Raw genomic sequence first — 20,757 nt, 5'->3', positions numbered from 1 at the left:
ACCTTTCTGAAGAAAGGTTCTTCCCCCTGGACCCCCTTTCCAAAGACTTTTATTGGCTCCAGGCCTGCGGCCTGTCGCGGTTATCGTTTCTTTCCCCTTTCCCCTCCCAAAAGAAAAGAACGGCCAACGCCGTTCTTTTCTTTTGGGGGCGCACCGTTGCCGCGAGTTTCGGGAGGGCGGAGCCATCCCGGAAATCGCGGCAACAGAACGACACGCCGCCGCGCTGCTCCGCCTTGCCACTCCTCGTACTCCTTCCCACCCCATGCCCCCGGCCGCGCGCAGCGCGAGACCGGGAAAAGGGATTCCAAAGGGTCGCGGACCCTTTGGCCGCCGGAGGCAAAAAGTTTACGACTTCTTGCGAGGGTCGCTCCTTACTTGCGGAAAGGGCTTTTTTCTTGCGCTGCCCGGACCAAGGCGCGGAACAGGGCTTGTTGTCGGCGTTTATGCGGCAAGAATTCCGGGTGCCACTGCACTCCCACAAGCCAATACGCGGCCGAGTGTTCCAGCGCCTGTACCACGCCTCCGCGTTCCCTGGCGGTGACGCGGAATCCTTCACCAAGGCGGTCCACGGCCTGGTGATGCAATGCGTTCACCCGCGTCTCGTCTTTTTGGAAAACGGTATGCAAAAGCGACCCCGGCAAAAGCGTAACGGGCTTGCGGGGCAAAAGTGTCCGCAAATTGGGCCGTTCCTCTTCAAGAACGGAAAGATCCTGATGCAGGGTGCCGCCGAAGCGGACATTTAAAAACTGCATTCCCCGGCAAATGCCCAGCACGGGAAGATGTTCATTCAAGGCGTGATTGATGAAGCGTTCTTCCAGCGCATCCCGCTTTGGGTCCGGCCCTGGGGAACCGGCCAAACTGAACAGTTTTCGCAAGATGTGGATAAAGGGAAACAGGATAAGCCCGATCAGGAAATGACCTGGGTGCCGTTTTTCTGCAGCCAGTTCCTTGCGGAGTCGGACAGGGTTCTGCCCGTATCGTCCCGGGTCCACGTCCGCCCCTCCGCCGAGCACCAGTGCGTCAATACCCGGCAGGCGGTCATTGCGAATCCGCGATCGCCCCGGTCGGATGCGAAGGGGCCGCCCCCCGGCCCGCCACACCGCCAATGCCGTGAACGCCCAGGCAACCCAGCCGCCCCGGTCAGGACCGGTCACCGCGACAACGGGACGTTTAGCCATGGCCGCAATCCCGAATCCATTGTTCGGAAACAGTGACCCAGGATTCCTCCAGCCGCCGCAGGGGGGAATCCACATAAACCAGATATTCTCTGCCCATGGCATGCCGGGCCGCATGGTTTGCCGCCATATCCTCAACGCGCATCCACTGTTCCCACTCCTGTTCGATGCGCCAGTCCGGATCATCCACCAGGCAGTTGGGCAGGCGGTAATGGAACGCAGGGCGGGGTTTCACGAGTTCCGCTTCCACGCCGCCGCCGAACACCGCGTCCGGGTCGAGATGCGCCAAAAGCGGCAACATGTCCAACGGCCGATTCCGCGTGGCATTGTGCTTGAGGTAATCGGAAAGCAAATTCCCGGCCGGATAGTCCGGTGCAGCAAGCAGCCGTCTGTAGGCCGGAGGAAAAGCATTGATGTAAGGCGTGAGCAATCGGCTGAGGTCCACCCGGCTCTGGCTGCGGAGCCAATCCTCCATAAGCACGAATGCCTGGAGGTAGGCCGCAATCGTGGAGCGCTCCAGATCCGGCGGTTCCACATTGATATGCAGACCAAAGGCATGCCACAGGGACGTGCGGGTTCCCTTGGCCTTGGCTCTCTGGAGGGCGGCGCGAAGCCGTTCCACAACGTCCTGACGGGTGATTGCAATGGGAGGCAGCACGATCTCGCAAGGTACCAGCCCGGAAGAGGCCCGGGCCACGAAATTATCCAGATCACGAACCAATTCCTCATGCACATCCAAACCGAGCGCCCGGAGATACTTCAGGTAAGACCGCTCCTTGAGTGCCAAGGCATCATACTCCACCTCGACATCACCGAACTCCGACCCCTCGATGCGGTAGGCAAAACGGTTTTTTTCCCTTCGCCTGCCGCCGAACTCCCTTTCCACCACGTCACAGGCCTGTTCGATATCAAGACCCGCAAATTCCAATTCATATCCAACCTTGCGGACGGATCCTTCCGCATTGGTCTGTTGTTTCGGCAATCGCATTCGGCTATTCGCCTCCTTGAAACACAAACAAGCTGGTTTCGTGGTTGTCCGTACATATACTCATCCATACCAAACTACAGAAAAAGGCGACGCCGAGACAAGCCCAGCGCCGCCGTATTCAATTTTCAAAAATACAATTACTTAAAGGACCGGGCAAACAGATCGGCAATGGCCTGCTTCCCGTTTTCTTCCAGGAACCGGGTGCCCATGCCGGAAAAATGCGCATGGCTGATCACCGGGTTTTGCACCTCGGCCCAGTGGTCCTTTTCCCAGGTGAACCAGCTGTCGCGGGCCTGGCCAAAGACAAACAACGGCTTGTTGCAGATCTTGGCGTACTCCGCACCCCAGCCGGTGCCGCCCTTGACCGTGCCGTCTTCCTGGATCGTGCCGATCACGAATACTTCGTGACCAGCCTCCACCTGATACATAATGGTCTGCAAAACCTTCCGCATCAGTTTGGCATTGGTAAATTTGCGGTTCAACAGCTTGGACACGTAGGACAGGCTCACGTCCTTGCGCACCAACTCCTCTTGGGTGAGCACGCGAAGACCACGCGAACGTTCGATCCTGTGGCCATCAAAGCTGAAATTCACCTCTTCCAGGCCATATTGCTCGGCCAGACGGCCGAATTCGGCCTCAGCGCCCTGCGCGCCACCACTGTAAAGCGTGCTCGTCATGACTTCGGTCATGCCGTCTCCTTGCATCAATTGAGAGGTTCAACCCGGCCCAACAAGCCGGAATCCACACGGGGCTTCCCGCGCACAACGATTTGACGACGCTCCCCCACGGCAATCAGCCCATGCACGGGAACGCATACTCTCTAAGTATGCACTCCTCGGACGCGGAAGGCAATCCTGTATAGCTCTGCAACGTAACCCCATGCCTGCGCGCTGCTCTGTCGGTCCACTCCGCCGACTCCGTATCACCCCCACGCCTCTGGCCGCGTGCAAGCGCGAGACCGGTAAACGGGGTTCCAAAAAGTCGCGAACCCTTGGCCCCCGCCGAAGGACTGGCTTTTCCCAACATCAAACATCAACAAGCAATACTTCCCCTGGTTCCGGCAGAAGCACGCGCAAATCGCTAATATCCTGAACGTATTCGTTCAAACGTTCCATTTGCTCGTGTCGCAGTGTCCGCTGCACGTGGACCAGGGCCAGGGTTTCGGCACCGGCATTGCGGGCCAATTGCACGGCCCGTTCAACAGTGCCATGGCCTGGAGATGCAGCATCCATGGCGTAGGCTTCGTGGACCACCACGGCGCATCCACGGGCCAGGGCTTCGGTTTGCGGGGTGGGGCGTCCGTCGCCGCTGAAAAATACGTCGGTTTCGTCCTGTCGCACGCGAACCGCCAGACAGGGAACCGAGTGGTCCGAAGCCGCAAAGCGCAATCGTGTTCCGGCCACGTCCAGCATCCGATCCGGGGCGGAGGTCAGGAATCGAACCGCAAACCCGGCTCGATCCAGAGTACCGGGGTAGGCCATATCCATCAAGGTGCGCACCCGCTCCTCAACGCCTTCCTGCCCGATAATGGTCAGGTTGGCGGTGCGGCCTTCCTCTATGGAGCGCACCAGCAGCCAGGGCAGACCAAACCAGTGGTCACCGTGGAAATGGCTGAGGCAAACCGCGTCGAGCTTGAGGGGATCCGCGGCATGCTGCCAGAACGCTGCCGCGGCAGTGAAGCCGCAATCGAGCAGGAGGGAAGACTCGTCCGCGCCTTCGAGCAACAGGCAGGTATTGGCGAGACGGGCGTCAAAGGCTTCGCCCACGCCGGGAAAGGTGATGCGCATGAAGCGGACTCCTGTGGTTTTTGGGAACGCCAAAACAAACCGAATCGACTGGCGGTCTTCCGGTTGAGTGTGCCTTGATCAACGGGCGGGAGGCAAGGAAAACAGAATCAGCAGCGGATCATTGATAGAGAAAGCGGACCCCGGGGACCAGCCGCTGCGTCCAGGAAGTAAACAGCCGCGCCGCGGACTCCGCGCCCACGAGCTTTTCCAGCAGGGGTACGTCCCGAGGCGGCCCCTCGTAGAGATCCGGCCGTTCGGTCATGTGGCAAAGGTCCATAAGGCGGGACAAGGCGTATTCGAATCCTCCCAGCTCGTCCACAAGGCCGTTTTCGCGGGCCTGTCGTCCGGTGTAGACACGGCCGTCGGCCAGGGCTGCCACCACGTCCTTGCGCATGGAGCGGGCAATGGTCACGTCGGAAACAAACTGGTCGTGCATGTCGCGCACAATGCCCATGAGCTGTTCCCGCTGCTGGGGGGTGAGGGGTTCCAGGGGGGAACCGGCCCCTTTGTTTTTTCCGGAGGCGAGCAGCACGCGGCGCACGCCCAATTCTCCGGCAAGCTCGCTCATGTCCATGTATTCCATGAGCACGCCGATGGATCCGGTGACGCTGCCGGGGTTGGCCACGATAAGCGTGGCCGGGCAGGAGGCGTAATATCCACCGGAAGCGGCCACAGAACCGTAGGAGGCCACCACGGGCTTGACCGCGGCCAGCTCGCGCACGGCCTGGAACATTTCCTGGGAGGGAGCCACGGCCCCGCCGGGCGAATTCACGCGCAGGAGCACGCCTTCCACGTCGGGATCCTCGCGCAGTTCCCGCAGAAAGGCGACCACGTCCGCGCCGTCCAGGATCATGCCTTCCAGGTAGACCACTCCCACAGTGCGGCCGCTGGAGCCGGCGCCGCCGAGATGGCGACCACCAAAAAAGGCCGAGGCCCCCATAAAGAGGACCACGGCCAGTATGAGTAACGCGAACCCGAACAGAAAGGGGTGGCGCGCGGAGAATTGAGCCTTAGGCTTCATCCTCGGCAGGCTCCTCGCCTTCGCTGCGGGCTTCTTCGGCGGCTTCCAGCTTTTCACGCAGGAGGGCGCCCAAGGTATTGCCGGATTCCGGAGCACCAGAGGAGTATCCCTTGGAGGCCGGGCGGCGGCGTTGTTGTTCGCCTTCGTCCTTGGTCTGCTTGATGGACAGGCCGAGACGGCGTTCATCCGCGGAAACGTGGATGACCTTGGCCTCGATGGTGTCGCCTTCCTTGTAGATCTCGGACGGGCTTTTGATCTTCTTACGGCTGATCTCGGAGACGTGGACCAGACCCTCGATGCCCTCTTCCACTTCCACGAACAGGCCGAAGTCGGTGATGTTGGTCACCTGACCGCTGACGAGCTGGCCTTGGGGGTACTTGCTGGGCACCTGGGACCAGGGATCCTCGGTGAGCTGCTTGACGCCCAAGGTGAACTTCTCGTTCTCCTTGTCCACGGTGAGCACCTTGGCCTGGACGATGTCCCCGGCCTTGTAGACCTCGGAGGGGTGACGGATCTTCTTGGTCCAGGAAATGTCGGACACATGGATAAGACCGTCGATGCCTTCCTCGATGCCGATGAACACGCCGAATTCGGTGATGTTCTTGATGGCGCCTTCGAGGATGGTTCCTTCGGGGTACTTTTCGGCCACCACATCCCAGGGATTGGGCTTGATCTGCTTCATGCCCAGGGAGATGCGCTTTTTCTCGGGATCAACGCCGAGCACGACCACTTCGACTTCGTCGCCCACATGGACCATCTGGGAAGGATGACGCAGCTTGCGGGTCCAGGACATCTCGGAGATGTGGACCAGGCCTTCCACGCCGGTTTCCAGTTCCACGAACGCGCCGTAGTCGGCCAGGTTCGTGACGGTGCCGGTGAACTTTTCGCCTTCGGGGTACTTCGTTTCGATATCTTCCCACGGATCCGCAGTGAGCTGCTTGAGGCCGAGAGAGACTTTCTGGGACTCGCGGTCGAAGTTGAGCACCTTGAGTTCCAGCTCGTCGCCAAGGGCGACCATCTCTTTGGGATGACGAATGCGCTTCCAGGACATGTCCGTGATGTGCAGCAGGCCGTCGAGTCCGCCGAGGTCGACGAACACGCCGTATTCGGTGATGTTCTTGACCTTGCCCTTGACGACCTGTTCTTCGGCCAGGGTCTCGAGCAGCTTTTCGCGCTGTTCACCGCGCAGCTCTTCGAGCAGCACGCGACGGGACACGATGACGTTGGAACGGCGGCGGTTGATCTTCAGGATCTTGAACTCGAACTCCTGGGAGACCAGGGCGTCCATGTCGGGCACGGGGCGCAGATCCACGTGGGAGCCGGGCAGGAATGCCTCGACGCCGCCGAGATCCACGGTGTAGCCGCCCTTGATGCGGCGCATGATGCGGCCCTTGATGACGCCGTCCTGCTCCTGCACCTCTTCGAGCTTGTCGAAAAGCTGCATCCGCTTTGCCTTTTCACGGGAGAGATGGATGGTGCCTTCGCCTTCGTCCTTGTTGGAGACGAACACATCCACCTTGTCGCCGACGGCCACGGTCACGTTTCCTTCGGCGTCAAGGAACTCGCTGACCGGAATCTGACCTTCGGACTTAAAATTAACGTCCACGAGAATGTGGTCTTTGTCGACTTTGACCACTTCGCCCGGGACGATACTTCCTTCTTCGAGATCCCCGAATTCGGGGCTCAGGTAGTCCTCAAGCGCTTTCTCAAAACTCATCTCCATTTCGGGAGACTCGGCGGAAACATCCTGTTTCACTGTTTCTTCCATGGGTTACCTCCACGACATACCCTCGGATCATGTATTTTTGCGCCCAAAGCGGAGCCCGGGTTTCGATGTCGGCTGGAACACGCTCCGAGGTCGGCGAAGCCTTGATCGACCGGTCGGCCCGAAGGCCGATGCCCCGCGCCATGCGCCGGGGTTGCACGGGACAAAGCTTGTCCCGCACGAAAACACGTCACTATCTGAAAATGCGTTCCCTGTAAACCGTTTTCAATCATGACACAGGGTATCCAAATTCCAGCAAAAAGGCCGCCCACAAGGGCGGCCCGGCACTTCGTGCTTCCGTTTTTTTTATTCGTCGGCCCGGATATTTGGTTTTCCGGTCCCCAGGTGCGCCGCAACGCGGCAATCAGGCCTTGCAACGGTGTTTCACGTTCACGCCTTCCACAATGAAGATCACGCTTTCGGCAATGTTGGTGGCCAGATCGGCCACGCGTTCCAGGTGCCGCGCGCTGAGGATGGAATGCACGCCGCGTTCCACAACGCGGGTTTCCGTCACCATGCTGGAGATGTATTGCTTGAGGAGCTTGAGATTCAGCTCGTCCGCCTCGTTGTCCATGACGCAGACCTTTTCCGCCAGGCGCACGTCGCGATCCACAAAGGCCTTTACCGCCAGGGAAACCATATTTTCCGCCACTTCGGCCAGTTGCTCCATTTTCGGATCATTGGGCAGGGGCGGCCGGGTGGAGAGGAACAGGGTCCGGTGGGCCAGGTTCACGGCCTCATCCCCCAGGCGTTCCAGGTTGGTGGTGATGCGGCTCACGCCCACCAGAAAGCGCAGGTCCGTGGCCATGGGTTGATCCAGGGCCAGGGTTTCCACCACAAAACGGTCGATCTCGTCTTCGAGATTGTTGATGTCGCAATCCTGGTTGATGACTTCCTCGGCCTGGTCGCCGTCCAGCTCGAAGAGCGCCTTGACCGCCTGGTGTACGGCCTTTTCGCTCAGCGCGGACATGCGCAGCACGAGCATTTTCAATTCATCGAGCTTATTGGAAAAATGTGCTCTCTGTTCCATGCTTCCCCCTAGCCGAACCGGCCTGTGATGTAGTCTTCGGTCTGTTTGATTTTGGGCTTGGTGAACATATTTTTGGTGGTGTCCACCTCAATGAGCCTGCCCATGTAAAAGAATGCGGTCCTGTCGGAGACGCGGGCCGCCTGCTGCATGGAGTGGGTCACGATGATGATGGTGAAGTGCTGCTTCAGCTCGTGGATCAGATCCTCGATTTTCTGGGTGGCAATGGGGTCCAGGGCGGACGCCGGTTCATCCATGAGCAACACCTCGGGCTGCACGGCCAAGGCCCGGGCGATGCACAGCCGCTGCTGCTGACCGCCGGAAAGCCCCAAGGCCGAAGAATGCAGCCGGTCCTTGACTTCGTCCCAAAGGGCGGACCCTTTGAGGCTCTCCTCCACGCGTTCGTCGATGAGGCGTTTTTCCTTTACGCCGTTGACCCGCAGACCATAGGCCACGTTTTCATAGATGGTCTTGGGAAAGGGGTTTGGCTTTTGGAAAACCATGCCGATGCGGCGGCGCAGGGCCACCACGTCCAGGCCCGGGGCATAAATGTCCGCCCCGTCCAGGGTCATGCGTCCTTCCACCCGGGTTCCCGGGATGAGGTCGTTCATGCGGTTGATGCAGCGTAGGTAGGTACTTTTTCCGCAGCCCGAGGGACCGATCAGGGCAGTGACCTGATTTTCCTCGAACTCCAGGGTGACGTCTTCCAGGGCTTTGAAATCCCCGTAAAAGAAGTCCAGATTGACCGACGAGACCTTGATATCCGGCACAGTGCTCTCCCTTGTGGCGATTCGCTTTGCATTGGCTTTCCCCGGCAGGAGAAAATCATGCTCCGCGTCTGTTAGCCGGAACGCGTTACGATACAATGACCCGATTGTTACATTTGAGCAACGAGCGGGCGGTCAGCGTATCGGAGTCACCACTATGCGCAATCCGTCGTCGGTATTGGAGATGTCCGGGGTGAGGCCCACGGCGCCGCTGTCCGGGGACGCATAGATAACCATGCGAAGGAATTCGTCATGCTCGCCCAGCACCACCTTGTCCACCCAGGGGGAGTCCAGGCGGAACACGTTGCCTCCGGTATTGTCCCAGCTGCCGAGCACATCCACCACGAGTCGGCCCGGCTTTTTCAACCAAAAGTGACGGGTGCGGGGCTTGGCCTGGTCCAGGGGCAGGGTCAGCAGCACGTCCCCTTCCAGCATGACGGCGTTGAGCGGCCCGGCGCGGTTCAGCTTTTTGGCGGGTTTGGCCGGTGCCGGACGGCTCGTCTCCGGGGTCGAAACTGCAGCCTTGGGTTCGGATTCGGGTTCGGGTTGCGGCTTTTGATCAGCCGGAGACGCATCCGGCCGTTGGGCCTGGGAATGGCCTGAAAGCGGCTCTTCAGCCTGATCCGGCTCCGCCATGGAATCCGCTCCGGGCCGATGCACGTATTCCGAGGGCAACACCGTGTTGTCCGCGGGACGGCGCACCTTCCACGGAGTATCGCCTTCGGCCGAAGCCGTTCCCGCGCCGCAGCACATCAGCAGCATGAAAAAAAACAGTATTCTCAAATTTATCCTGCGCATCCCGTATCCTGGCGGTTGGATTTGTCTCCCCTATCCTAGGGCAAACACGCCGTAAACGCAAAGTCGCAAAAGAATAAAATCGCACGGCCGGGCATCATGAGCCATGCCCCTGGGTCTTGGCCCTGGCGTTCCAGAGCAGCTCGGGCAATTCCACGGCCTGGAAGCGGTCCAGGGCGCGATCCAGGCGCAGGGCGGGCTGACGTTCCAAACCGCCCGTGGCTTCCAGCTGTGCATACGCCTCCACATACCGCTCGATCAGCAGGTGGTCGGCATACTGCCGGACCAGCCATTCCCGCGCCTCCCGGCCCATGTCCCGGGTCTCGTCCGGGGCGGCCAGCAGCCGCCGCAGCACGGGGTGGGCTTCTTCCAGACGCACATTGCAATACGGGTGGGAGGAGGTTCCGGCCATCTCCGCCAGCACGCGCAATTGGCGTCCGTCCAGGTAGGCGCAAACCGGCTTGCCCTGGCTCACGCCCTCCAATCCGGAGAGATGCATGGAGCCGTTGGACATATCGTCCAGCACAATGCGCGAGGAGGCCCGGGCGCGCAGAATCTCAGCCAGGGGGCGGCCATGCAGACGCAGCCAGGTACAGCCGGTTTCCCGGGCCAGCCGATCCATAAGCGCGCTCACTTCGGGATCCGCCTTGGTGTTCCAACGATTTTCCCACGCGCCGGTCAACTTGGTGGGGCTGAAAAAAAGATCCGTTTCCAGCGCGATGCCCGGTTTTGGCGGCTGATACGCGGGGTCGTCCTGGGGAACAAAGTTGGGTACCACCCTGGCCCGGGGGTACAATCGTTCCGGGTAATGGCTGATGACCAGGGCGGGCAGCGTGCAGGAAGTCACTCGCTCCAGGGGGACGTTCATGCGCAGGGCCACGGTCTCGGGCGTGGAGTGGAATTGCCGGAGCACCAGCGCGCCGTTGCGTTGCAGCGTCCGGAAGTCAATGGGCGCGAAGGTGGTGGAATCCAGGTCCAGATAATTGTGCAGGTGGATGATGTCCGCTTGTTGCGCCGCCTCAAGAGCGGCCTGCGGAGTTTCGGAAAACACGATGTCGTGTTCATACCATCCGAGCTGTTCCAGGGAGTAGCGTTCCAGGTCCACGAGCCGGGCCTGATGCGGGGTGTGGGCATTGATGCCCTGGACCAACCGCAGGGGCATGCCCGCCAGGGAGTTGGTGGAAAAGTGAACGATGCGCACCCGGGGCTACCCTTTGTTCCGCAGCCGCCCCAGGGGTTTTCCGGCCTGGGCCTCGCGTGCCGTGGCCATGGAGCTGAGCCGCTTGATCCATGCCTCGCCCGTGTGGGTGAGGAACAACACCTTGCGCCCCTTGTCGCCGCCCACGTCCATCTTGGAGATGCGGATTCCCTCCGAGGCCAGAATGCGGCGGGCCATGTTCACGTTGCGTTCACCAATGCGGAAATTGCTGCCCCGGTCCAGGCTGGAGCTGAGTCCCGCGGCCCCGCCCATGATCTTGACCTGCAGGGTGGAGTTGCGTGCGCCCAGCTTATACATGGCTTCCAACATATTATATACAGCGGTATCCACGTAGCGGCAGGCCTGTGGATCGGGCCGGGCCGAGCGGTCCTCTCCGCTATCGGGCAGAAAGCCGTGGCAGATGGCGCTCATGCGTTTTTCCGGGCAATACATGGTCACGGCCACGCAGGAGCCGAGCACCGTGGTCACCAACGTGGGCATGACCCCGAAAAAACAGTCGCCGGTCTGCAAAAATACCCGGGGATATTTATCCAACTCCTGCATGCTCCGCCCTTTGCCCCGCCTTTCCGCTCCGGCATGAATCACCGGTGTATGTAGATCGAACCTATTGGTGTAATACGAAAAAAATGTTGGATGGTCCGCTGTGGGCCGTGTTCTTACGGGAGCGAACCTTCAGCCTGCCACGCATCCGGCCCGTTGCCAAACTGCTCTCCGCATGTCCACAATACGCCACACGTGCCGCATTCATACCTGTTTTGCACGATCCGAGTCAATCGTCCGTGTTTTCGGCCGGCCCACCAGTTGGGACAACGCCAGGGAAACCAGACTCAGGACCGAGGCTCCCAGGAAAACCACCCGGTAGTCCACCATCCAGGCCAGCCCGCCCAGTACAGGCACCACCACCGCGGCCACATGGTTCACAGTAAAGCCCACGGCCATGCCCGAGGCCATGTCTCCGGGGTCCGCGATTTTTTGGTAATATGTCTTGATGGCCATGGCGCAATTAAAAAACACGTTGTCCAGCACATAGAGCAACCCGGCCACCAGGGCGCTATCCACCAGAGCATAGGCGCCAAAAACGAAAAACAGGCTGCCGTACTCCACACTGAGCACCGCGCGTTCGCCGAATCGGTTCACGGCCCGGCCAATGTACGGGTTCACCAGCCAGTTGACCACGTTGTTGAGCACAAACAGCAGGGTAATCTGCTGTACGCTGTATCCATAGCGCTCCACCAGCAAAAACACGGCAAAGGCCACGAATATCTGCCGCCTGCCCCCGGAAAGAAAGGTCAACACGTAAAACAGCCAATATTTTTTCCGGAAGACCAGCTCTTTCCGTTGGGCCGGAAGATCGTGCCGCGTGGGATCCCGGGTCACGGCCCAAAGCCCCAGCAGCGCGGCCAGCACGCCCATGGCCAGAAACATGGTCCGGTACTCCAGGTGCGCGGCCAAAACCCAGATCAGCCCGCCCACCACCAGATTGGTCACCGCGCCCATGCTCCGCAGCCGGGCCATGACCAGTGGAGCCTGCTTCAATCCGAAATATTGCAGGGTCAGGGACTGGTTCATGGTTTCAAAATAATGAAACCCAAAGGACATGAGCAGGGTGGTCAGAATCAGCCCCGAATAGGTGGGCAGATAGCCGGTCAGGGCCACGCCCAGGCCCATGAGCACCACGGACAGGGCGGCCAGGCGGTGCTGGCTGATGAACAGCAGCACATACACCGCCAGCAGCGCGAGAAATCCGGGCACTTCCCGCAGGGATTGCAGCGCGCCCATTTGCGCCCCGCTGATGCCCACGGTTTCCACGGCAAAATTGTTGAAGATCGTACGCCAGCCCTGGAGTCCGCCAAAGGCGGCCACCGTGAGCACCAAGAGGAACACGTACATCTTTCGGGAAGATCGGTCGGTCATGATGGATAGGCAACCTAGGCCCAAGCCCGGCTAAAAGCAAGGGCCACAGCGCGGAATGCAGGTCTGGACGACCCGCGCCAAGGGCGTTATGCTGCTCGTGTTATTTCCAGGGCCGTTTTTCTTCCCATGGCTGGAAACGGCATCATAAAGATTGTACACATTCGTACGCGCCCTTTTCGGGCGACCGACCATCCCACCCGGTCGGACCCGCATGTATCGAAACCGCCCGGGGCAGACCCTGGCCCCAAGGAGGACACATGGCCAACCAGAATTTTGAACAAGCGCTGTCCGTCGGGAGACCGCCGAACATCCGCAAACTTTTCCCCAATTCCAAGGCGCTCATCGTTTCCGGCAAGGTCATCGACCAAGCCATGCTGCGCAAGGGCAAATGCATGACCATCGCGGCCAACGGGCGAAACATCTTCGTCATCGAAGGCACCCTGCGCGCCGCGCAAAAGGCCGACGCCGCCGTGATCATCGAAATCGCCAAGTCCGAGTCCACCTATTGCCCCACCACCATGTTCAACATTGCCCGCCGGGTGGACGCGCTCATGAACCAGTACGGCATCACCGTGCCGGTAGCCATCCACGCGGACCACTATTTCATCAAAGGTGAGCCGGACTACAAGCAGGCGCTCACCGAAATTCCGGCCCTGTTCGACTCGGGCATCACGTCCATCGCCATTGACGCGTCCCACCTGCCCGACGCCGACAACCTCAAGACCAATATCGACCTGGCCCCGCTGATCCCCACCTGGGCCGGATACGAGACCGAAGTCGGCGAGATCAAGGGTACCCAGGGACTCTCCACCCCGGAAGAAGCCCTGTTCCTTATCCGCGGACTCAACGCCCACGGCTTTTTCCCGGATTGGATCGCCCTGAACAACGGCACCACCCACGGCATCGAAGCCACGGGCGCGGGCATTCAGGTGGACCTGACCCGCGACATCCACGAAGCCCTGGCCCCCTACGGCACCAGCGGCGCCCAGCACGGCACCAGCGGCAACGACTCGGACCGGCTGCGCCAGATCGCGGAAAAAACCCGCACCACAAAAGCCAACGTGGCCACAGCCCTGCAGATGATCGCCTGGGGCATCAAGGTCAACGATTACGGCAACGCCATCATGGAGGACGGACGGTTCGCCAAACTGGAAGGCCGCGGCCTCTCCGAAGAACTCTACGCCGAAATCCAGGCCCACGCCGATGAACACGACATCCAGGGCGGAAACTGGAAAAAACTGAACCTGCCCTTTGAGCGCCGCATGCTCGGCCAAACCGCCGATGTGCGCGAACGCATGGCCCAGGCCGTGGAGGACTTCGTCTACGACCTGCTCATCAACGTGTTCAACGCCAAGGGAACCGCATCCCTCGCCATGGACATGATCCTGGAGAAAAACTCCCACGACATGGGTGTCAAGGCTGACGCCTTTGAGGATCGGGCCGAATGGACCGAAGAAAAATACCGCGCCCGCGCCGATGCCATGGACGTGGACAAAGGACCGGAAGGCGATTTCGACGACTAGTCGCTGCCTGCCAAAACATTGCAAAACGCCCCTGGAACCCTCGTTCCAGGGGCGTTTTATACTCTCCTGCTAGGCGATACGTTGCGTGTTGGCTTGACCCAAGCGGCACTTCAACCCAACAATTCGCCGCAAGACCGCCTGGGCTTCGGCATCAGCAGGCTTCCTTTGCAGGGCAACCAGAGCATGTCGCTTCGCATGCTCAAAATTCGCATGCTGCATGAACAATGTCGCAACCTGCAAATGCGTCTTTGGGTTGGCATGTTGTTTGATCATACGTGCCGACTCCACAACGGCACTGCCCATTTCCCCTACGGACAAATATGACATGCACCATAAATGGTGTGGCTCTTCCAGGTCAGGGAATAGCGCTTTTGCATTGCCAAATGCCTCTTTTGCAGACTGTATCTTTCCAGACTTTAAAAATAAACTAATCAAATACAAATGGTAGTCCAGGTTTTGTGGACGCAGGAGAATCGCGGAATTCATTTGCTCGGCTGCGGCTTCCAGTTTCCCACATTTGTCCAGTTCTTTTGCATAGCTGTGGACATATTTCGGCCTATGCGGAAATTTTTCTGCGGCATCGGCAATTTCCTTTATCGCATTGTCGCCATCGCCGACGTGTTTGTAATAAAGGTATTGTTCATAGTGCAGGCGGGAAGGAGAACGCGCATTGATATATTTTGAAAGGTCACACGGCACCTCCCCTTTCTTCGATTCAAGAAACGTTGCAAGCCCACTCTGCTCGACAGTATCCAGAAAAGTGATTTGATCTTCTGCAACGCGCCGCATCTCTTGAAAAATCTCAGTTGGATAAATTCTGTTTTCGCTCTTTTGCATAAATCTGTACAGATGCTCACGGCAATATTTTCCCTCTTCCATCAGACACAGCAGAGACCTGAATACGTTTCGATCAGTTGGAACGGTTTTGTGGATGAATCGTTCAACCGTTTGGGTAATGACGACGTCCGGTGCAAGTTTTTTGATCAGATCCAATGGGAATAAATTGGAATTCACAAAATAAAGCTCAGAAAAATAAGCGGATATGTACTTGATATGATTAGCTGTAAACGAGTCGCCAAAAATAATGGCACGCTTAAGGTTACTGTTCCTATTCGTGTGGATTGAAATGAACCCGCGATTATGAAGGCCGTTGTTCCATGTCTCTACCGTTTCCGTTTCAATATCCAGTTCGACGGCAATGGACGTCCGCTGGGGGGAAAGCTTGTTTCCCAGGTCGCCGACCATAGTGACCTGCTTGGTTTTCGCTATGTCCAACGCGGTCCCAAGACGCAGCTTCTCTGCGATTTCATTCCAGACAACCGCACACCCCACACTGCTCCAATGTGTATCCGTTCTGTAATAGGTCAGCTCGTCATATTCCTTCAGCATATTGGATGGATACAGCACGTGCGGACTGGCTTTTTCCAGTTTACGAGCGATCCTTTTTTCGGAAACAACATGTTCATCATCAAGGTATTGAGAATAAACACAGTGCTTGTTTGGCACAATAAGGTAAAGGTATTGCGCCCCCACGGATCTACAGGCATCGAAGCGATAGTCTATTTCGGCTTTCCAACGGGCGACTTCCAACGGGGTCAGGTTGTATTCCCCTGAAATTTGTCTATAAACTTTGTTGTTATCGTTACACAAAAACAGAAAACCATTTTTCCCTACCCGAGCTTTTGTTTTTGAAACAACCATAGGTACCCACCCTGTTTTATTCACCAACGTTAAGCAAGCACCGTACCAATGATTAAAACGAAAACGCTGAGGTTGTGAAACTACGCGGGGGAAGAGACACAACCCTCTGGAACCGGCCTAAGGAATCAGGGACGACTTCGACAACTAGTCGCTACCTGCCAAAACATTGCAAAACGCCCCTGGAACCCTCGTTCCAGGGGCGTTTTGCGTTGCCGGTGTACATTCACGGCCGCATGATCAGCGAACCGAAGCGGGATTGTTCGTCCGTGTGGGGCGGCTTAAGCCCCGGTCCGGGAGGCCATGCGTTTTTCCAGGGATTGAAAGCCCCGGTCCAGCGCCACCATAAGCTGCTTGATATCGGCCAGCTCAAAGGGACGCTTCATGCGGGTGCGGTCGCCCGGATCCTTGTCGCTGTTCTGCATGTTGTTCACGATCTTGAGCACGCGCTGCGGCCCGAGGGCGCGCATATTTTCCAACAGGTCGCTGAAAAAATCCCGGGTAATGGAATGCACGCGGGGATCTTCAAGCATGCGCCGCCAATCCGTGGTGGTTTTCCCGAAATTGAATTCCACGGTGTATTCCTCCACGAGACTGCCGAGGTCTTCGCGGCGCTCCTGCATGGCTTCGTTGTGTTCGCTGAACATCACGGGCTTGGCCGTGAACCCGTCCAATCCGGGAATGGATCCCCGCACCGACACCAGAAAGTAGCGGACCAGCGGACGCGGAATCACCCCTTTGGTGAAGACCTTGCGCGCGGCCTCGTCCTGCCTGGAGTCATCCGGGTACAAAACCGGCTTTTTGAACGGCCGCATCAACCCGAATTCAATGAGCAAACGCCCCATGGGGTCGAACCCCCGGTTACTTGGCCGCAGGTAGGCGTCAAGAATGGAGAGCATGCGTTCCGAGCTTTCCCGCTTGAATACCTCCATGCTGCTGTACCCCTGGAAGGCAGTGCGGATCACGTCCTCAATGACGCTCCGCTCCATGCCCATGGAGACCATTTTCTGCTTCAATTCCTTGGAAAAAACCAACACCTGCTTGCGGCAGGCGGTAAGGGCCAACTCGTAAATCAGATTGCGGACGTCCTCGACGTGACGTGAACTGGTATGCTCCATCGTGCCTTATCCCTCGTTGTTTGCGGCAGACTTGGAGTCTAGCGGAAATGGAGGCGAATGTCGCGGTGTTCCAGCAAGAGCATGCTTTTCTGACCGTAATTTTGGTTCGTGTCGCTTCGTTGCTATTCGCCCAGGCCCAGAACCGACTGCACCCAGTTCATGGCCTGCACACAGGCCGCGTCCGAAAGCGACTGGTCCAGACCGAGCCGCTCGCAATGCTCCACAATGGCCGGTACATCGGCCTTTTCATAGCTTCGGGCCAGGACCAGCATGGAATGAAGCGCACCCTGGGCGCGACCGGTCAACACATCCGCTAATTCCGCCTCCAGGGGCAGGGATTCCAGCACCTGCTCCATGTCGATGCGCAGCAAGGCGTCCAGCATGGAAAATAACCCCAGGGTAAACGCGGTCTGGGAGGAAATCTGCAATGCCGGAGCCAGCTCTCCCATGAACTTGGCCCGTTGCAGCGAAAGAAAACTCACTTCCGAAGCGCGGGCCGAAGGGTTGAGGTCCGCGAGGATAACGGCCTGGAGCCAGTGGACCAGCGGTTTTTGGCCGATCAGGTTCACGGCGTGCCGCACGGACTCCACCTTGCGGGACAAACCAAACGCCGCGGAATTCACATAGCGGAACAACCGATAGGAAAGAGCCGGGTCCGTATTGATGATCTCCGCGATGCGCGAGGATTCAAAGTCCGGGCTGGATAATTCCTTGAGCAGGCTGAGCTTGGCCGCGGCACCGGCAGGAACCTTGCGGCCCGGAAGAATTTCCGGCTTGCTGAAAAAAAATCCCTGAAACAGGGTAAAACCGAGTTCCCGGCATTGGGCAAACACGGTCTCATTCTCGACCTTTTCGGCCAACAGCTGCAGCTTGCGCCCCTTGACCCGATCCAAAGCCTGCCGGATGCGTTCCGGGTCGGAATCCAGCGCCAGAATGTCCACCTTGAGGATGTCCGCCAAATCCAAAAACGGATCCAGCGCGGCTTCCCCGATATAGTCGTCCATGGCCACGGTGTAGCCCTCGGACTTAAGCCGTTTGATGATCTCAAGCACTTCCTGGGAGGGCGTGACGGTTTCCAACACCTCCACCACGCAGAGGCTCGGCGGCAGTGCCATGGGGGCTTCTTCCAAAAGAAGCCGCTCGGGAAAGTTGATCAAAACGCGTTGCCCCTGGCTCAGCCCGGGCCGTGCCAGGGTGAATCCGTCCGCAATGACCTGGGACGTGGCCAGATCATCATCCAACACCCCGGCAGTGTTCGCCGTTGCCGAGGAACGGAACAACAATTCGTAGCCCCAGACTTTTTGCTCCGCCGTAAAGATGGGCTGCCGGGCGATGAAGACGGATTCCCCGGAATCCGTGGGAAGTGGTGTCGGTGTCTGCGTCATGAGGCGTTACTCGTCACGGAATTTGGGGTAATGTGAAAAATGGATTTTGTTGCGCGTGTTGATATCCACGCTCTTCCCGTCCTTTTCCACCCGCCAGGTATACGGCGCCACCAGCGTGATGCGGACCCGGTCCGCCAAACGGACAGGCAGTCCAAAACCCTTGAGTTTTCCGGGCTTGCGCACCACGGCCGTGAATTCCGTAGGCGGATTGTCCGGCGTCAGCGGCACATCGGGTACAACGTGGATCCAGTCCACAAACGCGGCGGTTTCGGTATAGACCGTGAGTTTATCCAAGGCAATCCCTTGCCCGGCCCAGCCCAACGCGCATGCGGCCGCGATAAGCGCCATGAAAAAAAACCGCGATAAGCAACGACCAAAACGATCATTCCGTAGGAACATGAGCCATTCTCCCGCGTTGCAGACTGCGGCGAAACCGGTCTGCTGCCTTGCTCAAAAACGCTCTTATCTGCGTAGCAAATCTCCGCATCGCCCTGGAACTTCTTGCATCCGTTGCGCTCCACCCTCTGAAACCAGCCTGCGTTTTTGATTTTTCATGAGACTGTAAACGGGGATTGCCTTCTATTTGATATCTGCAACAGGGATCAATGTCCATTCCCCATGCGCAGAGCACAGCCGAACAAATCGAAATCCCTTGATAAAGAACAACGAAATTATAATCCATCCCCGTTCACCCCATGCATGGGCGCGGTGCGTCGTGTCGGGCGTACTGTCTCGGCTGCCGGGCATTGACCAAATAAAAATAGTTATTATTCTTTTACCGTCAATCTCCAACAACATGGAGGAACCATGAAAAACTTGATCGCAACCAGCCTGGCGTTGGGTGTGCTGGCCATTGGCTCGCTGGGCATGACCCCGTTCCGAGGTACGGCGCGGGCCGCTTTTGCCGAACGCATCCCAAACCGGGAGTCCCTGCGGACAGCAGTGTTCGCCGGAGGATGTTTCTGGTGCACGGAAGCGGATTTCGAAAAAATCCCAGGAGTGGTGGGCGTCATCTCCGGGTACACGGGCGGACAGACTCCGGACCCGGGATACGAAGAGGTTTGTTCCGGCCAAACAGGACACATGGAGGCCGTCCAGGTCTGGTATGATCCTGAAAAGGTGAGCTATTCCTTCTTGCTGGATTGGTTCTGGCGGCACGTGGATCCCACGGACGACGGCGGTTCCTTTGTGGATCGAGGCGGGCAATACGCCTCGGCCATTTTTTATCAGGATGAACAACAGCGCCAGCTCGCCGAGGAATCCAAGTCGCGGCTGGAGGACTCGGGCATTCTGAAAAGCCCCGTGGTCACGCCCATCCTGCCTCTCGGTACATTTTACGAGGCCGAAGCATACCACCAGGGCTACCACGAGCGAAACAGCACACGCTACCGCTCCTATAGATGCAGTTCCGGACGGGACGCGTTTCTCCGCAACGTCTGGGGGGACAAGAAGGATAGCATGGAGCCTGTTCTCGGCACGAACCCCGCAAAGCCCTCCCAAGAGGAATTGCGCTGCCGGCTCACGCCCCTGCAATTCAAGGTGACCCAGGAGGAAGGAACCGAACCGCCCTTTGATAACGAATACTGGGATAACCACGCACCAGGAATCTACGTGGACCGCGTATCCGGCGAACCGCTGTTCAGCTCCACGCACAAGTTCGATTCCGGCACGGGCTGGCCCAGCTTCACCCAACCTCTGGAAAAAGAAAACATCACAACCCACGAGGACCGCAAGCTGCTCAGCGTACGCACCGAGGTACGCAGTCGCCAGGGCGACAACCACCTCGGCCATGTGTTCGACGATGGCCCGAACCCCACAGGAATGCGCTACTGCATCAATTCCGCGGCACTCCGGTTTATCCCAAAAGAAGATCTGGAGGCGGAAGGCTATGGGGACTATGCCCCCCTGTTTGAATAACAACTCCAGGTATGCCCCATCATCCACAACAGCGGATCAGCAACATGGTCCGCTGTTGTTTCCTGACAGGAATCAGCCCTGCCCATCGGCTTGAGGCAATCCCTCACGTGAAACATCCAACAAAAAAATCCGCGCCGCGTCACCGCTCATGGTAAAGGGGTCATAACGCTCCAGCACCGTGAACCGCTGCAAAAGATTCAATGGGATATTGTCCGTGGCCACAGCCGCCATGCTCCAATCCGCGAAATCCCGGCGGTGGATGTACGCATATTCCAGCAAAAGCAAATCCGTATGTTTGGGGTGGCGTTGCAGCCGATTATACAACGCGTTCACGCTCTCCCGCGGTCCCTCGATCCACTGCAAAAACGACGTTTCCGAATGACACAACACTCCCGTGATGTGGTCTCGCTTATTCAGCTTGCGCGATTCCTCAAGAATATCATCCAAATCCCGAGAACAAAAATCCTCGGAAGGACGACTGGCATAAAGTAGCCGGACCATATGCATCACTCAGACTCCTTGTCTCACTCATTGGCACTTGATCAACATCATATACCATACTCCGTCGGCAGGATAAAAGAAACGATCCACGCCACCCGATCGCCGGAGGCAAAAAGTTCAATACGTTTGCGAGGGGCAACCCTTTCTTGCAGAAAGG

19 protein-coding genes are annotated in these 20,757 nt (G+C 58.4%); 2 read left to right on the top strand and 17 right to left on the bottom strand.

The features are described from left to right. Nucleotides 1–371: 371 nt before the first annotated feature. From B5D49_RS13775 to B5D49_RS13720, 12 genes are all read right to left on the bottom strand, one after another. On the bottom strand, nucleotides 372–1,178 hold the full coding sequence (locus B5D49_RS13775; protein ID WP_078718301.1) for a gamma-glutamyl-gamma-aminobutyrate hydrolase family protein: 807 nt from the start codon (nucleotides 1,176–1,178) through the stop codon (nucleotides 372–374). Then, complete coding sequence (locus B5D49_RS13770; RefSeq protein ID WP_078718300.1) at nucleotides 1,171–2,163, bottom strand: amidoligase family protein; 993 nt, start codon at nucleotides 2,161–2,163, stop codon at nucleotides 1,171–1,173. The genes B5D49_RS13775 and B5D49_RS13770 overlap by 8 nt, the downstream gene beginning before the upstream one ends. A gap of 137 nt (nucleotides 2,164–2,300) precedes the next feature. Next, on the bottom strand, nucleotides 2,301–2,852 hold the full coding sequence (locus tag B5D49_RS13765; RefSeq protein WP_078718299.1) for a hypothetical protein: 552 nt from the start codon (nucleotides 2,850–2,852) through the stop codon (nucleotides 2,301–2,303). Between the two features lie 336 nt (nucleotides 2,853–3,188). Next, nucleotides 3,189–3,950, bottom strand: a complete 762-nt coding sequence (locus tag B5D49_RS13760) for an MBL fold metallo-hydrolase (RefSeq protein WP_078718298.1) — start codon at nucleotides 3,948–3,950, stop codon at nucleotides 3,189–3,191. 118 nt (nucleotides 3,951–4,068) lie between these two features. Beyond that, on the bottom strand, nucleotides 4,069–4,971 hold the full coding sequence (sppA, locus tag B5D49_RS13755; RefSeq protein ID WP_078718297.1) for a signal peptide peptidase SppA: 903 nt from the start codon (nucleotides 4,969–4,971) through the stop codon (nucleotides 4,069–4,071). Further along, nucleotides 4,961–6,739: a 30S ribosomal protein S1 gene (locus B5D49_RS13750; protein WP_078718296.1), complete on the bottom strand. Its 1,779-nt coding sequence runs from the start codon at nucleotides 6,737–6,739 to the stop codon at nucleotides 4,961–4,963. Before B5D49_RS13750 ends, sppA begins: the two co-directional genes overlap by 11 nt. 361 nt (nucleotides 6,740–7,100) lie before the next feature. Continuing rightward, complete coding sequence (gene phoU, locus B5D49_RS13745; protein ID WP_078718295.1) at nucleotides 7,101–7,766, bottom strand: phosphate signaling complex protein PhoU; 666 nt, start codon at nucleotides 7,764–7,766, stop codon at nucleotides 7,101–7,103. Nucleotides 7,767–7,774: 8 nt separating this feature from the next. Next, nucleotides 7,775–8,533, bottom strand: coding sequence for a phosphate ABC transporter ATP-binding protein PstB (gene pstB / locus B5D49_RS13740; protein WP_234990763.1), 759 nt, complete (start codon nucleotides 8,531–8,533; stop codon nucleotides 7,775–7,777). A 132-nt stretch (nucleotides 8,534–8,665) separates the two neighbouring features. Continuing rightward, a complete protein-coding gene (locus B5D49_RS13735; RefSeq protein ID WP_078718294.1) occupies nucleotides 8,666–9,328 on the bottom strand; it encodes an AMIN domain-containing protein in 663 nt (220 codons plus the stop codon). Between the two features lie 94 nt (nucleotides 9,329–9,422). Further along, on the bottom strand, nucleotides 9,423–10,526 hold the full coding sequence (locus B5D49_RS13730) for a glycosyltransferase (RefSeq protein ID WP_078718293.1): 1,104 nt from the start codon (nucleotides 10,524–10,526) through the stop codon (nucleotides 9,423–9,425). Nucleotides 10,527–10,532: 6 nt separating this feature from the next. Continuing rightward, nucleotides 10,533–11,087: a chemotaxis protein CheD gene (locus B5D49_RS13725; RefSeq protein ID WP_078718292.1), complete on the bottom strand. Its 555-nt coding sequence runs from the start codon at nucleotides 11,085–11,087 to the stop codon at nucleotides 10,533–10,535. A 201-nt stretch (nucleotides 11,088–11,288) separates the two neighbouring features. Then, nucleotides 11,289–12,458: an MFS transporter gene (locus B5D49_RS13720; protein WP_078718291.1), complete on the bottom strand. Its 1,170-nt coding sequence runs from the start codon at nucleotides 12,456–12,458 to the stop codon at nucleotides 11,289–11,291. 257 nt (nucleotides 12,459–12,715) lie between these two features. On the opposite strand from B5D49_RS13720, the gene B5D49_RS13715 reads away from it, so the two are divergent. After that, nucleotides 12,716–13,981: a class II fructose-bisphosphate aldolase gene (locus B5D49_RS13715; RefSeq protein WP_078718290.1), complete on the top strand. Its 1,266-nt coding sequence runs from the start codon at nucleotides 12,716–12,718 to the stop codon at nucleotides 13,979–13,981. A gap of 69 nt (nucleotides 13,982–14,050) precedes the next feature. Here the strand turns inward: B5D49_RS13715 and B5D49_RS13710 are convergent, their stop codons facing one another. The 4 genes from B5D49_RS13710 to B5D49_RS13695 all read right to left on the bottom strand — a co-directional run bounded on the left by B5D49_RS13710 (nucleotide 14,051) and on the right by B5D49_RS13695 (nucleotide 18,581). Continuing rightward, a complete protein-coding gene (locus B5D49_RS13710) occupies nucleotides 14,051–15,682 on the bottom strand; it encodes an alginate O-acetyltransferase AlgX-related protein (protein ID WP_078718289.1) in 1,632 nt (543 codons plus the stop codon). Nucleotides 15,683–15,960: 278 nt separating this feature from the next. Further along, a complete protein-coding gene (locus B5D49_RS13705; RefSeq protein ID WP_078718288.1) occupies nucleotides 15,961–16,797 on the bottom strand; it encodes a hypothetical protein in 837 nt (278 codons plus the stop codon). A 122-nt stretch (nucleotides 16,798–16,919) separates the two neighbouring features. After that, nucleotides 16,920–18,182 (bottom strand): EAL and HDOD domain-containing protein, encoded by a 1,263-nt coding sequence (locus B5D49_RS13700; protein ID WP_078718287.1) that lies wholly within the window; start codon nucleotides 18,180–18,182, stop codon nucleotides 16,920–16,922. Nucleotides 18,183–18,188: 6 nt separating this feature from the next. Continuing rightward, on the bottom strand, nucleotides 18,189–18,581 hold the full coding sequence (locus tag B5D49_RS13695) for a hypothetical protein (protein ID WP_078718286.1): 393 nt from the start codon (nucleotides 18,579–18,581) through the stop codon (nucleotides 18,189–18,191). A gap of 408 nt (nucleotides 18,582–18,989) precedes the next feature. Here B5D49_RS13695 and msrB point away from each other — a divergent pair, with 408 nt between their 5' ends. Continuing rightward, nucleotides 18,990–20,099, top strand: a complete 1,110-nt coding sequence (msrB, locus tag B5D49_RS13690; RefSeq protein ID WP_078718285.1) for a peptide-methionine (R)-S-oxide reductase MsrB — start codon at nucleotides 18,990–18,992, stop codon at nucleotides 20,097–20,099. Nucleotides 20,100–20,171: 72 nt separating this feature from the next. On the opposite strand, the gene B5D49_RS13685 is transcribed toward msrB, so the two are convergent. Continuing rightward, nucleotides 20,172–20,606, bottom strand: coding sequence for a BLUF domain-containing protein (locus B5D49_RS13685; RefSeq protein ID WP_078718284.1), 435 nt, complete (start codon nucleotides 20,604–20,606; stop codon nucleotides 20,172–20,174). Nucleotides 20,607–20,757: the final 151 nt, after the last annotated feature.

Origin of the sequence: Paucidesulfovibrio gracilis DSM 16080 (assembly GCF_900167125.1) — a bacterium.
GTDB classification, from domain to species: domain Bacteria; phylum Desulfobacterota; class Desulfovibrionia; order Desulfovibrionales; family Desulfovibrionaceae; genus Paucidesulfovibrio; species Paucidesulfovibrio gracilis.
This window is presented reverse-complemented; position numbering and strand designations above follow the sequence as displayed.

Coding starts and splice junctions, on each gene's coding strand:
- B5D49_RS13715 (WP_078718290.1), top strand. CDS start 12,716: ATGGCCAACCAGAATTTTGAACAAGCGCTGTCCGTCGGGAGACCGCCG.
- B5D49_RS13765 (WP_078718299.1), bottom strand. CDS start 2,852: ATGACCGAAGTCATGACGAGCACGCTTTACAGTGGTGGCGCGCAGGGC.
- B5D49_RS13775 (WP_078718301.1), bottom strand. CDS start 1,178: ATGGCTAAACGTCCCGTTGTCGCGGTGACCGGTCCTGACCGGGGCGGC.
- B5D49_RS13760 (WP_078718298.1), bottom strand. CDS start 3,950: ATGCGCATCACCTTTCCCGGCGTGGGCGAAGCCTTTGACGCCCGTCTC.
- B5D49_RS13695 (WP_078718286.1), bottom strand. CDS start 18,581: ATGTTCCTACGGAATGATCGTTTTGGTCGTTGCTTATCGCGGTTTTTT.
- B5D49_RS13710 (WP_078718289.1), bottom strand. CDS start 15,682: ATGGTTGTTTCAAAAACAAAAGCTCGGGTAGGGAAAAATGGTTTTCTG.
- B5D49_RS13725 (WP_078718292.1), bottom strand. CDS start 11,087: ATGCAGGAGTTGGATAAATATCCCCGGGTATTTTTGCAGACCGGCGAC.
- B5D49_RS13705 (WP_078718288.1), bottom strand. CDS start 16,797: ATGGAGCATACCAGTTCACGTCACGTCGAGGACGTCCGCAATCTGATT.
- B5D49_RS13700 (WP_078718287.1), bottom strand. CDS start 18,182: ATGACGCAGACACCGACACCACTTCCCACGGATTCCGGGGAATCCGTC.
- B5D49_RS13735 (WP_078718294.1), bottom strand. CDS start 9,328: ATGCGCAGGATAAATTTGAGAATACTGTTTTTTTTCATGCTGCTGATG.
- B5D49_RS13770 (WP_078718300.1), bottom strand. CDS start 2,163: ATGCGATTGCCGAAACAACAGACCAATGCGGAAGGATCCGTCCGCAAG.
- B5D49_RS13685 (WP_078718284.1), bottom strand. CDS start 20,606: ATGCATATGGTCCGGCTACTTTATGCCAGTCGTCCTTCCGAGGATTTT.
- sppA (WP_078718297.1), bottom strand. CDS start 4,971: ATGAAGCCTAAGGCTCAATTCTCCGCGCGCCACCCCTTTCTGTTCGGG.
- msrB (WP_078718285.1), top strand. CDS start 18,990: ATGAAAAACTTGATCGCAACCAGCCTGGCGTTGGGTGTGCTGGCCATT.
- B5D49_RS13720 (WP_078718291.1), bottom strand. CDS start 12,458: ATGACCGACCGATCTTCCCGAAAGATGTACGTGTTCCTCTTGGTGCTC.
- phoU (WP_078718295.1), bottom strand. CDS start 7,766: ATGGAACAGAGAGCACATTTTTCCAATAAGCTCGATGAATTGAAAATG.
- B5D49_RS13750 (WP_078718296.1), bottom strand. CDS start 6,739: ATGGAAGAAACAGTGAAACAGGATGTTTCCGCCGAGTCTCCCGAAATG.